Annotated in this window: 11 protein-coding genes; all 11 read left to right on the top strand. The window is 63.4% G+C overall.

The window, feature by feature from the left end; genetic code table 11:
• Nucleotides 1-9 precede the first annotated feature (9 nt).
• The 11 genes from nuoF to FJ970_RS16025 all read left to right on the top strand — a co-directional run bounded on the left by nuoF (nucleotide 10) and on the right by FJ970_RS16025 (nucleotide 12,705).
• Nucleotides 10-1,314, top strand: coding sequence for an NADH-quinone oxidoreductase subunit NuoF (gene nuoF, locus FJ970_RS15975; RefSeq protein WP_015317342.1), 1,305 nt, complete (start codon nucleotides 10-12; stop codon nucleotides 1,312-1,314).
• A gap of 66 nt (nucleotides 1,315-1,380) precedes the next feature.
• Nucleotides 1,381-2,070 (top strand): NADH-ubiquinone dehydrogenase, encoded by a 690-nt coding sequence (locus FJ970_RS15980; protein WP_140758031.1) that lies wholly within the window; start codon nucleotides 1,381-1,383, stop codon nucleotides 2,068-2,070.
• Nucleotides 2,071-2,143: 73 nt separating this feature from the next.
• Nucleotides 2,144-4,225 carry an NADH-quinone oxidoreductase subunit NuoG gene (nuoG, locus tag FJ970_RS15985; RefSeq protein ID WP_140758030.1) on the top strand — a complete coding sequence of 694 codons (2,082 nt, stop codon included), beginning with the start codon at nucleotides 2,144-2,146 and terminating at the stop codon, nucleotides 4,223-4,225.
• 2 nt (nucleotides 4,226-4,227) lie between these two features.
• Entirely contained in the window at nucleotides 4,228-5,271 is a 1,044-nt protein-coding gene (gene nuoH, locus FJ970_RS15990) for an NADH-quinone oxidoreductase subunit NuoH (protein WP_015317345.1), read from the top strand.
• Nucleotides 5,271-5,762, top strand: coding sequence for an NADH-quinone oxidoreductase subunit NuoI (gene nuoI, locus FJ970_RS15995; RefSeq protein WP_027025978.1), 492 nt, complete (start codon nucleotides 5,271-5,273; stop codon nucleotides 5,760-5,762). Before nuoH ends, nuoI begins: the two co-directional genes overlap by 1 nt.
• Before the next feature lie 241 nt (nucleotides 5,763-6,003).
• Nucleotides 6,004-6,624, top strand: coding sequence for an NADH-quinone oxidoreductase subunit J (locus FJ970_RS16000; RefSeq protein ID WP_140758029.1), 621 nt, complete (start codon nucleotides 6,004-6,006; stop codon nucleotides 6,622-6,624).
• A 1-nt stretch (nucleotide 6,625) separates the two neighbouring features.
• Nucleotides 6,626-6,934: an NADH-quinone oxidoreductase subunit NuoK gene (gene nuoK, locus FJ970_RS16005; protein WP_140758028.1), complete on the top strand. Its 309-nt coding sequence runs from the start codon at nucleotides 6,626-6,628 to the stop codon at nucleotides 6,932-6,934.
• Nucleotides 6,935-6,944: 10 nt separating this feature from the next.
• Nucleotides 6,945-8,918, top strand: a complete 1,974-nt coding sequence (gene nuoL, locus FJ970_RS16010; RefSeq protein WP_140758027.1) for an NADH-quinone oxidoreductase subunit L — start codon at nucleotides 6,945-6,947, stop codon at nucleotides 8,916-8,918.
• A complete protein-coding gene (locus FJ970_RS16015; RefSeq protein ID WP_140758026.1) occupies nucleotides 8,918-10,423 on the top strand; it encodes an NADH-quinone oxidoreductase subunit M in 1,506 nt (501 codons plus the stop codon). The genes nuoL and FJ970_RS16015 overlap by 1 nt, the downstream gene beginning before the upstream one ends.
• 19 nt (nucleotides 10,424-10,442) lie before the next feature.
• Complete coding sequence (gene nuoN / locus FJ970_RS16020; RefSeq protein WP_140758025.1) at nucleotides 10,443-11,879, top strand: NADH-quinone oxidoreductase subunit NuoN; 1,437 nt, start codon at nucleotides 10,443-10,445, stop codon at nucleotides 11,877-11,879.
• A 4-nt stretch (nucleotides 11,880-11,883) separates the two neighbouring features.
• Complete coding sequence (locus FJ970_RS16025; RefSeq protein WP_140758024.1) at nucleotides 11,884-12,705, top strand: biotin--[acetyl-CoA-carboxylase] ligase; 822 nt, start codon at nucleotides 11,884-11,886, stop codon at nucleotides 12,703-12,705.
• Nucleotides 12,706-12,712: the final 7 nt, after the last annotated feature.

Below are 12,712 nucleotides of genomic sequence, written 5' to 3' on the forward strand. Positions count from 1 at the left end.
GGACGAAAAATGCTTCAGGACAAAGACCGCATCTTCACCAATATCTACGGCCTCTTCGACAAGTCGCTGGCCGGCGCCATGGCACGCGGCGCCTGGGACAACACGCCCGGCATCGTCGCCAAGGGGCGTGAGTGGATCGTCAACGAGATGAAGGCGTCGGGCCTGCGCGGACGCGGCGGCGCCGGCTTCCCGACCGGGCTGAAATGGTCGTTCATGCCCAAGCAGAGCGACGGCCGGCCGAGCTATCTCGTCATCAACGCCGACGAATCCGAGCCCGGCACCTGCAAGGACCGCGATATCCTGCGCAACGACCCGCACACGCTGGTCGAAGGCGCGTTCCTGGCCGGTTTCGCCATGGGCGCGATTGCCGCCTACATCTATGTGCGCGGCGAGTTCATCCGCGAGCGCGAGGCGCTGCAGCGAGCGATCGAGGAGGCCTACGAGGCCAAGCTGATCGGCAAGAACAACACGTCGGGCTACGATTTCGAAATCTACATGCATCACGGCGCCGGCGCCTATATCTGCGGCGAGGAAACGGCGCTGCTGGAAAGCCTCGAAGGCAAGAAGGGCCAGCCCCGGCTGAAGCCGCCATTCCCGGCCAATGTCGGCCTCTATGGCTGCCCGACGACGGTCAACAACGTCGAATCGATCGCGGTGGCGCCGACCATCCTGCGTCGGGGCGCGGCTTGGTTCTCGTCCTTCGGCCGGCCCAACAATGTCGGCACCAAGCTGTTCTGCGTTTCCGGCCACGTCAACAATCCGTGCACCGTCGAAGAGGCGATGTCGATCCCGTTCCGCGAACTGATCGAGACGCATTGCGGCGGCATCCGCGGCGGCTGGGACAATCTACTCGCCGTCATTCCGGGCGGCGCCTCGGTGCCGCTGGTGCCGGCCGAGCAGATCATCGACACGCCGATGGATTTTGACGCGCTGCGCGACCTCAAATCCGGCCTCGGCACGGCCGCCGTCATCGTCATGGACAAGTCGACCGATGTCGTGAAGGCGATCGCGCGGTTGTCCTACTTCTACAAGCATGAAAGCTGCGGCCAGTGCACGCCGTGCCGCGAGGGCACCGGCTGGATGTGGCGGGTGATGGAGCGGCTGGTGCGCGGCGAGGCGCAGAAGCGCGAGATCGACATGCTGCTCGACGTCACCAAGCAGGTCGAGGGTCACACGATCTGTGCGCTGGGTGATGCGGCGGCATGGCCGATCCAGGGCTTGATGCGGCATTTCCGTGGTGAGGTGGAGCGGCGCATCGACGAGTTTTCGCGCAACGCGCACCGGGCCGAACCGGTGATGGTGGCGGCGGAATAAAAAGAAACTTTTGAACGCGGGAAGAAATCGGGGCGGGGCGAACGAAGAAACGACCAGGAGAACTCTATGGCGCCGTATTCGACACCTTACCCATTGATGCCCAATTTGGACCAGATCGAGAAGATGAACCAGGACCTGACCAGGATGATGCCGAAGGAGATGGCCAGCGCCGTCAACCTTTTCGCGCACCCTGTCGCGGGTGCGGTGGCGATGTCGGCGCTTGGCATGGGGCTCGCCAATCAAGCCTTCGGCGTCTGGATGGGCGCGCTTTCGGGTGCCGCCGAGGCGTCACAGCGCCTCATGCAGCCGCTGATCGAGGATTTCGAGGCCCGCGTCGAGCAATTCGAAGACGCGTCGTCCACCAGGGCGCGGGCGACGGCGAAGACCATGATTGCCGAGGCGCAGTCCTTTGCGCAGGAAGTTACGGACATTGCCGCCAAGGAAGCCGCCATCACGGCGCCCGTGGCCGATGCAGGTCCGGCAACGGACGATGCTCCCGGTGTGCTGATGCCCGAGGATTTCCGTCAGCCCAAGGCTATGGAGAGGCCGGCGGAGCCTTCGGATCTGAAGGCGATATCGGGCATCGGTCCGAAGCTGGAGAAGGTGCTGAACGGCCTCGGTATCTGGACGTTCGCCCAGGTCGCCGCATGGTCGCCGCAGGAGATCGCCTGGGTCGACGACTATCTGTCGTTCAAGGGCCGTATCGGCCGTGACGACTGGACTGCCCAGGCAGCGGCGTTGGCGGCGAAGAAGTGAAAGAAATGTCGGGCGCTGCTTCTGTCGCGCCCGGGAAATGAGATTGCGGGAAATCCGCAGGGGTTTGAGACGAATGGCAAAGCTCAAGGTCGACGGGAAAGAAATTACTGTACCCGACCACTACACGCTGCTGCAGGCGGCGGAAGACGCGGGCGCGGAAGTGCCGCGCTTCTGCTTCCATGAGCGGCTGTCGATCGCTGGCAATTGCCGCATGTGCCTGATCGAGGTGAAGGGTGGGCCGCCCAAGCCGCAGGCCTCCTGCGCCATGGGCGTGCGCGACCTGCGCCCCGGTCCGAATGGCGAGCCGCCGGAAATCTTCACCAACACGCCGATGGTCAAGAAGGCCCGGGAAGGCGTGATGGAATTCCTGCTGATCAATCACCCGCTGGATTGCCCGATCTGCGACCAGGGCGGCGAGTGCGACCTGCAGGACCAGGCGATGGCCTTCGGCGTCGATTCCTCGCGCTATCACGAGAACAAGCGCGCGGTGGAAGACAAGTACATCGGCCCGCTGGTCAAGACGGTGATGAACCGCTGCATCCACTGCACGCGCTGCGTCCGCTTCACCACCGAGGTTGCCGGCATTTCCGAACTCGGCCTGATCGGCCGTGGCGAGGATGCCGAGATCACCACCTATCTCGAACAGGCAATGACCTCGGAGTTGCAGGGCAATGTCATCGATCTCTGCCCGGTCGGCGCGCTGACCTCCAAGCCCTTCGCCTTCCAGGCGCGGCCGTGGGAACTGACCAAGACCGAATCCATCGACGTCATGGATGCCGTCGGTTCGGCGATCCGCGTCGATAGCCGTGGCCGCGAAGTGATGCGCATCCTGCCGCGCGTCAACGAGGCCGTGAACGAGGAATGGATTTCCGACAAGACCCGCTTCATCTGGGACGGCCTGCGCACGCAGCGCCTCGACCGGCCCTATGTGCGCAAGGACGGCAAGCTGGTTCCGGCGAGCTGGGCCGAAGCGTTCGCTTCGATCAAGGACGCGGTGTCGAAGACGACGCCTGAGAGGATCGGCGCGATCGCGGGCGATCTCGCGGCGGTCGAGGAGATCTTTGCGTTGAAGCTTCTGATGGCTTCGCTCGGATCGAAGAACATCGATTGCCGCCAGGATGGCGCCGCGCTCGATCCGGCGCTCGGACGCGCCAGCTATATCTTCAATCCGACCATCGAAGGCATCGAGCGGGCCGACGCGGTGCTGATCATCGGCGCCAATCCGCGCTTCGAGGCCTCGGTGCTCAATACCCGCATCCGCAAGCGCTGGCGCCTCGGCAATCTGCCGGTCGGCGTCATCGGCGATATTGGCGATACGCGCTACGACTACGAGCAACTGGGCGCCGGGCCGGACTCGCTGAAGGATTTGGCTGATGGCAACGGCAAGTTCTTCCAGACGCTGAAGAAGGCGACGCACCCGCTTGTTATCGTCGGCCAGGGCGCTCTGGCGCGCGCAGATGGCGCGGCCGTGCTCGGCCAGGCGGCCAGGCTCGCCGCGGCCGTGAATGCCGCCCGCGCCGACTGGAACGGTTTTGCCGTGCTCCACACCGCAGCGGCGCGCGTCGGTGGCCTCGATCTCGGCTTCGTGCCGGGCGAGGGCGGCAAGAACGTCGCCGGCATGCTGGGCGAGACGGACGTGCTGTTCCTGCTCGGTGCCGACGAGATCGACATGAGCAAGACCGGCGGCGCCTTCGTCGTCTATGTCGGCACGCATGGCGACGCCGGCGCGCACCGCGCCAATGTCATCCTGCCTGCGGCGGCCTATACCGAAAAGTCCGGAACCTACGTCAACACCGAGGGTCGCGTGCAGCAGACCAACCGCGCCGGCTTCGCACCGGGCGATGCGCGCGAGGACTGGGCGATCCTGCGGGCACTGTCCGATGTGCTGGGCAAGAAACTGCCGTTCGATTCGCTGCCGCAGCTGCGCGCCAAGCTTTATGGCGAGTATCCGCATCTCGCCCGCATCGATCAGGTCGCGGCCGGCAATGCCGAGGATATCGCCGGCATGGCGAAGCTCGGCGGGCGGCTGAACAAGGGGACGTTCACCTCGCCGGTCAAGGATTTCTATCTGACCAACCCGATCGCGCGGGCATCGGCCGTGATGGCGGAATGCTCGGCACTGGCCAAGAGCGGCTTCAAGCAGGCGGCGGAATAAGCATGGACACCTTCTTCTCCTTCTACGTGCTGCCGGCGCTGCTGATCCTGCTGAAGTCGGTCGTGCTGATCGTGGTGCTGCTGATCTTCGTCGCCTACATCCTCTACGCCGACCGCAAGATCTGGGCGGCCGTGCAGCTTCGCCGCGGCCCCAACGTCGTCGGCCCCTGGGGCACGCTGCAGGCCTTCGCCGATCTGTTGAAGTTCGTGTTCAAGGAGCCGGTCATCCCGTCCGGCGCCAACAAGGGTGTCTTCCTGCTGGCGCCGCTGGTCTCGGCCGTGCTGGCGATCTCGGCCTGGGCGGTGATTCCGGTCAGCCAGGGTTGGGCGATCGCCAACGTCAATGTCGGCATCCTCTATGTCTTCGCCATTTCCTCGCTCGAGGTCTATGGCGTGATCATGGGCGGCTGGGCATCCAACTCGAAATATCCGTTCCTCGGCGCGCTGCGCTCGGCCGCGCAGATGGTGTCGTATGAAGTCTCGATCGGCTTCGTCATCGTCACCGTGCTGCTTACCGCCGGCTCGCTCAACCTCAGCGATATCGTGTTGTCGCAGCAGGGTGGGCTCGGTACGCGGCTTGGCCTGCCCAATACCTTCCTCGACTGGAACTGGCTGGCGCTGTTCCCGATGTTCGTCATCTTCTTCATCTCGGCGCTGGCCGAGACGAACCGGCCGCCCTTCGATCTGGTCGAAGCCGAATCGGAGCTGGTCGCCGGCCACATGGTCGAATATTCGTCGACGCCGTTCCTGCTGTTCTTCCTCGGCGAGTATGTCGCCATCGTGCTGATGTGCGCGCTGGCGACCATCCTGTTCCTCGGCGGCTGGCTGCCGCCCTTCGACTTCGCGCCCTTCACCTGGGTGCCCGGGGTGATCTGGTTCGTGCTGAAGGTCTGCTTCGTGTTCTTCGGCATCTCGATGGTGAAGGCCTTCGTGCCGCGCTACCGCTACGACCAGCTGATGCGGCTGGGCTGGAAAGTGTTCCTGCCGATCTCGCTGTTCATGGTCGTCGCCACCGCGGCCTTCCTCAAGATCACGGGGTTTGCGTGATGTCCGCTCTTTCCCAGGCCGCAAAATCGCTGCTGCTGCAGGATTTCGTCAGCGCCTTCTTCCTGTCGATGCGCCAGTTCTTCGCGCCGAAGGAGACGATCAACTATCCGCACGAGAAGGGGCCGATCAGCCCGCGCTTCCGCGGCGAGCATGCGCTGCGCCGCTATCCCAATGGCGAGGAACGCTGCATCGCCTGCAAGCTGTGCGAGGCGATCTGCCCGGCGCAGGCGATCACCATCGAGGCCGGTCCGCGCCGCAATGACGGCACGCGCCGCACGGTGCGTTACGACATCGACATGGTGAAGTGCATCTATTGCGGCTTCTGCCAGGAAGCCTGCCCGGTCGACGCCATCGTCGAGGGGCCGAATTTCGAGTTCGCGACGGAGACACGCGAGGAACTCTACTACGACAAGGACAGGCTGCTGGCGAATGGCGACCGGTGGGAGCGCGAACTGGCGCGCAACATCTCGCTGGACGCGCCGTACCGCTGATATTTGACGCATGGACGGGGCGAGAGGCCTCGTCTAGAGGGTGATCCCGAAAAGTTGCGGACTTTTCGGACAAGATCATCCTCCGGAAGACAAAAGTGTCGCACGTTTCTTTCGATCGGGTATTTCAACCCGATCGGAACATGCGATAGGACAGCGCGGCTTCGGTACCGGAAGTGGGACGAAGCCAGAGATAACGAACAGGACGATTGTCCTGTTTGGACAGGAACCCGGGGGATCCCCAATGCTGAGTGGACTAGAGGCGGCCTTTTTCTACCTCTTCGCCTTTGTCGCGGTGGCGTCGGCGTTCATGGTCATTTCGTCGCGCAACCCCGTGCATTCGGTGCTGTTCCTGATCCTGACCTTCTTCAACGCCGCCGGCCTTTTCATGCTGACCGGCGCCGAGTTCCTGGCGATGATCCTGCTCGTCGTCTATGTCGGCGCCGTCATGGTGCTGTTCCTGTTCGTCGTCATGATGCTCGACGTCGACTTCGCCGAGATGAAGGAGGGAGCCCTGCAATACGCGCCGATCGGCGCGCTGGTCGGGCTGATCCTGGCGGCGGAGCTGATCATCGTGCTGGGCGGCTACACCTTCGCGCCGAAGCTCGCCTCGACCGTCGCAAAGCCCATTCCGGATCTTGCCACGCGCTCGAACACGGCAGCGCTCGGCGACATCCTCTATACCGACTACCTCTACTACTTCCAGATTTCGGGCCTCATCCTGCTGGTTGCCATGATCGGCGCCATCGTCCTGACGCTACGCCACAAGGAAGGGGTCAAGCGGCAGTCGATCGCAGCTCAGGTCGGCCGCACAGCGGCGACCGGCATGGAAATCCGCAAGGTCAAGTCGGGCGAAGGAGTCTGAGATGGTCGTCGGTATCGCACATTATCTGACCGTATCGGCGATCCTGTTCACGCTCGGCGTGTTCGGCATCTTCCTCAACCGCCGCAACATCATCGTCATCCTGATGTCGATCGAATTGATCCTGCTCGCGGTCAATATCAACTTCGTCGCCTTTTCGGCGGCGCTCGGCGACCTGGTCGGCCAGGTGTTCGCGCTCTTCGTGCTGACGGTCGCGGCGGCTGAGGCCGCCATCGGACTTGCCATTCTCGTTGTCTTCTTCCGCAACCGTGGCTCGATCGCGGTCGAAGACGTGAACGCCATGAAGGGTTGACGGAACCACCATGTATCAGGCCATCGTCTTCCTTCCACTGCTCGGCTTCCTGATCGTCGGCCTGTTCGGCACGTCGCTCGGTGCCAAGGCATCCGAATACATCACCTCAGGCTTCCTGGTGATCGCGGCCGTGCTGTCATGGATCGCCTTCTTCTCCGTCGGCTTCGGCCATGGCGAGGTGTTCACCGTGCCGGTGCTGCACTGGATCCAGTCCGGCGGCCTGGACGCCTCCTGGGCGCTCAGGATCGACACGCTGACGGTGGTGATGCTGGTGGTGGTCAACACCGTGTCGGCGCTGGTTCACATCTATTCGATCGGCTACATGCACCACGATCCGAACCGGCCGCGCTTCTTCGCCTATCTGTCGCTGTTCACCTTCGCCATGCTGATGCTGGTGACGGCAGACAATCTCGTGCAGATGTTCTTCGGCTGGGAAGGGGTGGGCCTCGCGTCCTACCTGCTGATCGGCTTCTGGTACAAGAAGCCGTCGGCCAATGCCGCCGCCATCAAGGCCTTCGTCGTCAACCGCGTCGGCGATTTCGGCTTCGCGCTCGGCATTTTCGGCGTCTTCGTGCTGTTCGGCTCGGTCAATCTCGGCACGATCTTCGCCAATGCCGCGACGTTCATTCCTGCCGAAGGCGCGCCACAGGGTGCGGCCGTGCTCACATTCCTCGGCCATGCGCTCTACAAGCAGGCGGCGATGACCGTGGTCTGCCTGCTGCTGTTCATGGGCGCCATGGGCAAGTCGGCGCAGGTGCCGCTGCACACCTGGCTGCCGGACGCCATGGAAGGCCCGACCCCGGTGTCGGCGCTCATCCATGCCGCCACGATGGTGACGGCAGGCGTGTTCATGCTGGCACGGCTGTCGCCGCTGTTCGAGCTGTCGCATTCGGCGCTGACGGTGGTGACCTTCATCGGCGCCTTCACCGCCTTCTTCGCGGCGACCGTCGGCCTCGTCCAGAACGACATCAAACGCGTCATCGCCTATTCGACCTGCTCGCAGCTCGGCTACATGTTCGTGGCGCTCGGCGTCGGCGCCTATGGCGCGGCGATCTTCCACCTGTTCACACACGCTTTCTTCAAGGCGCTGCTGTTCCTCGGCTCTGGCTCGGTCATCCATGCCGTCTCCGACGAGCAGGACATGCGCAAGATGGGCGGCTTGAGAAAGCTGATCCCGACCACCTACTGGATGATGGTGATCGGCACGCTGGCGCTGACAGGCGTCGGCATTCCGGTGACCGTCATCGGCACCGCCGGCTTCTTCTCCAAGGACGCCATCATCGAAACCGCCTTTGCCGGGCACAATTCCGTCGCGGTCCTGGCCTTCGTGGCTCTGGTCATCGCCGCCGGCTTCACCTCTTTCTATTCCTGGCGGCTGATCTTCATGACCTTCCACGGCGAGCCGCGGGCGAGCCACGAGGTGATGCATCACGTCCATGAATCGCCGCCGGTGATGCTGGTGCCGCTGTTCATCCTGGCGGCGGGTGCGCTGTTTGCCGGCATCATCTTCCACGGCGCCTTCATCGGCGAAGGCTATGCCGAGTTCTGGAAGGCGTCGCTATTCACGCTGGCGGACAATCACATCCTGCACGAGATCCACGAATTGCCGCTGTGGGTCGAGCTCTCGCCCTTCATCGCCATGCTGATCGGCCTGGCGCTGGCCTGGCAGTTCTACATCCGTTCGCCGGAAATGCCGAGGAATCTCGCTGCCCAGCATCGCGGGCTCTACGCCTTCCTGCTCAACAAGTGGTATTTCGACGAGCTCTACGACTTCCTGTTCGTGCGTCCGGCCAAGCGTCTCGGCTCCTTCCTGTGGAAGACCGGCGACGGGACCATCATCGATGGCCTGGGGCCGGACGGCATTTCGGCGCGCGTCGTCGATGTCACCAACCGCGTCGTCAAGCTGCAGACCGGCTATCTCTACCACTATGCCTTCGCCATGCTGATCGGCGTTGCCGCACTCGTCACCTGGATGATGCTCTGATGACCGCCTGGCCAATCCTCTCGCTGGTCACCTTCCTGCCGTTGGTTGGTGTGCTGCTGATCCTGTTCATCAACGATGACAGCGAAAACGCGCGCCGCAACATTCGCGCCATCGCGTTCATAACCACGGCGTTCACCTTCCTGGTGTCGCTGTTGATCTGGACCGGCTTCGACAATTCGCAGGCCGGCTTCCAGTTCGTCGAAAAGGCCGCCTGGCTCGATTCCGGCATTTCCTACCATATGGGCGTCGACGGCATTTCCATGCTGTTCGTCATCCTGACGACCTTCCTGATGCCGCTTTGCATCCTGGCGTCGTGGGAAGCGATCGAGAAGCGCGTCAAGGCCTACATGATCGCCTTCCTGCTTCTGGAAACGCTGATGATCGGCGTGTTCTGCGCACTGGACATCGTGCTGTTCTATGTCTTCTTCGAAGCCGGCCTGATCCCGATGTTCATCATCATCGGTGTGTGGGGCGGCAAGCGGCGCGTCTACGCCTCGTTCAAGTTCTTCCTCTATACGCTGGCCGGCTCGGTGCTGATGCTGCTCGCCGTCATGGCGATGTTCTTCCAGTCGGGCACCACCGACATCCCGACGCTTTTGACGCACAGCTTCCCGGCCAACATGCAGACCTGGCTGTGGCTAGCCTTCTTCGCCTCCTTCGCGGTGAAGATGCCGATGTGGCCGGTGCACACTTGGCTGCCGGACGCGCATGTCGAGGCACCGACGGCCGGTTCGGTCATCCTGGCCGCCATCCTCTTGAAGATGGGCGGGTACGGCTTCCTGCGCTTCTCACTGCCGATGTTTCCGCTGGCGTCCGAGATGTTCGCGCCGCTGGTGTTCACGCTGTCGGTCGTCGCCATCATCTACACCTCGCTGGTGGCGCTGATGCAGGAGGACATGAAGAAACTGATCGCCTATTCGTCGGTCGCCCATATGGGCTTCGTCACCATGGGCATCTTCGCCATGAACCAGGAAGGCGTGCAGGGCGCGATCTTCCAGATGCTCAGCCACGGCCTGGTCTCGGGCGCGCTGTTCCTGTGCGTCGGCGTCATCTATGACCGCATGCATACCCGTGAGATCGCGGCCTATGGCGGCCTCGTCAACAACATGCCGAAATACGCCACCGTGTTCATGATCTTCACCATGGCCAATGTCGGCCTGCCGGGCACGTCAGGCTTCGTCGGCGAGTTCCTGACCATGCTCGGCGTGTTCCGCGTCAACACCTGGGTGGCGTTCTTCGCCGCGACCGGCGTCATCCTGTCGGCCGCCTACGCGCTTTGGCTCTATCGCCGGGTTATCTTCGGCGCGCTGACCAAGGACAGCCTGAAGCGGCTGCTCGATCTGTCGACCCGCGAGAAGGTGATCATCTATCCGCTGGTCGTGCTGGTCATCTTCTTCGGCGTCTATCCCGCACCCGTCTTCGACGCGACGGCCCAGTCGGTCAAGTCGCTCGTCACCAATGTCACCGCATCCATCGGCGCCGCGCAGACCGCGGCGGCGAACTGACCCAGGGGTTTTGCGAACCATGACGCCGGACCTTCTCTCCAGCCTGTCGCTCTCGACGCCCGAGCTGATCCTTGCCATCGGCGCGCTCGCGCTGCTGATGGTCGGGGCCTATTCGCGTTCCAACACCGCCAATACGGTGACCGGCCTTGCCGTCGCGGTGCTGGTGATCGCAGGCGCCTGGCTGATCTTCCACGCAGGGCAGGGCAGCGCCTATGGCAACGCTTTCATCCAGGATTCCTTTGCCCGCTTCATGAAGGTGCTGGCGCTGGTCGGCTCGGCGGTGACGCTCGTCATGTCGATGCGCTTTGCCAAGGTGGAGCGTTTCGACAAGTTCGAATATCCGGTGCTGATCCTGCTTTGCACGCTCGGCATGATGCTGATGATCTCGGCCAACGGTATGATTGGGCTCTATCTCGGCCTCGAACTGCAGTCGCTGGCGATCTATGTGCTGGCGGCGATCAATCGCGACAATCTGCGTTCGACCGAGGCCGGCCTGAAATATTTCGTCCTCGGTGCGTTGTCTTCGGGCATGCTGCTCTACGGCATCAGCCTGGTCTATGGTTACACTGGCAACTTGGGCTTCCACGAGATCGCCACGGCGCTTGGCGGCGGCGAGCGCCAGCTCGGCCTCGTCGTCGGCCTGGTTTTCGTGCTAGCCGGGCTTGCCTTCAAGATCTCGGCCGTGCCGTTCCACATGTGGACGCCCGACGTCTATGAAGGCGCGCCGACGCCGGTGACGGCCTTCCTGGCGGCGGCACCGAAAATGGCGGCGATGGCGCTGATCGTGCGCGTCACCATGGGCGCGTTCAAGCCGATCGCTTCCGACTGGCAGCAGATCATCGTCTTCATCTCGATCGCCTCGATGGCGCTTGGCGCCTTCGCCGCGATCGGTCAGACCAACATCAAGCGGCTGATGGCCTATTCCTCGATCGGTCATATGGGCTATGCGCTGGTGGGCCTTGCCGCCAACAGCCAGGCCGGTGTGCGCGGCGTCGCCATCTACATGCTGATCTACCTGGTGATGACGCTTGGCACCTTCGCCTTCATCCTCGCCATGCGGCGCAAGGAAGGCAATGTCGAGCAGATCAGCGATCTCGCCGGCCTGTCGTCGACCAACCCGGTGATGGCGACGATCCTGACCGTCCTGATGTTCTCGCTGGCCGGCATTCCGCCGCTCGCCGGCTTCTGGGGAAAATGGTACGTCTTCCTCGCCGCCATCAACGCCAATCTCTATGCGCTGGCGATCATCGGCGTGCTGGCCTCGGTGGTGGGCGCCTACTACTATCTGCGCATCATCAAGATCATGTGGTTCGATGAGCCGGTCGGCGGCTTCGTGCCGATGGCCAGCGAATTGCGTGTCGTGCTCGGCGTCAGTGGCGCCTTCGTGCTGTTCTATGTGCTGATCGGCGGGCCGATCGGCACCTATGCCGAAGCCGCCGCCAAGACATTTTTCTGACGGGATGGCATTTCGGCTGGCTCCAACCTCGGCGTCGGAAGGGTTCCGGCTCGAGGCGCATGACAGTGTCGGCTCCACCAACGCGCTGGCGCTGGACCATGCCCGGGCGGGCGACCCGGGCAAGCTCTGGGTCGTTTCCAAGAGGCAGGAGAGCGGGCGCGGCCGGCGTGGCCGTGCCTGGGCAACGCCGGAAGGCAATCTGGCGGCGACGCTGCTCCTCATCACCGGCGGCGAACTTCGACTTGCCGCGACGCTCGGTTTCGTCGCCGGGCTGGCGTTGGCCGACGCACTCGACGCGGTGGTGCCGAAGGGCCGCATCGCGATAGGCCTCGACGGCGCGAGCCAGGGACAGAACCGCTTCGAGCTGAAATGGCCGAACGACGTGCTCGCCTCCGGGGCCAAGCTCGCCGGCATCCTCCTGGAATCGGCGATGCTTGACGGTGGCCGCTTCGCGGTGGCGGTCGGCATCGGCGTCAACGTGGTGGCGTACCCGCGGGATTTGCCGTATCCCGCGACATCGCTTCATGCATTGGGCGCGGCTTGCGATGCCGAAACGCTGTTTTTGGCGCTGTCGGATGCCTGGAGCGAGAATGCCCGCCTTTGGGACGAAGGCCGTGGCCTTGCCGCCATCAGGAAGCGTTGGCTTGCCCGCGCAGCGGGCCTTGGCGGCGAGGTTGCTGTCAGAATTGACGGTAATGTGGTGCGTGGCGTCTTCGAGACCATTGACGAGGACTGCCGTTTCGTGATCCGCGACGATGAGGGGTCTGTTCTGACGGTCGCCGCCGGCGATGTGCATTTCGGCGCGGTTGCGTCCGCGCGGGTATAGTTTTGTT

It is taken from the genome of Mesorhizobium sp. B2-1-8 (assembly GCF_006442545.2).
Lineage (GTDB): Bacteria > Pseudomonadota > Alphaproteobacteria > Rhizobiales > Rhizobiaceae > Mesorhizobium.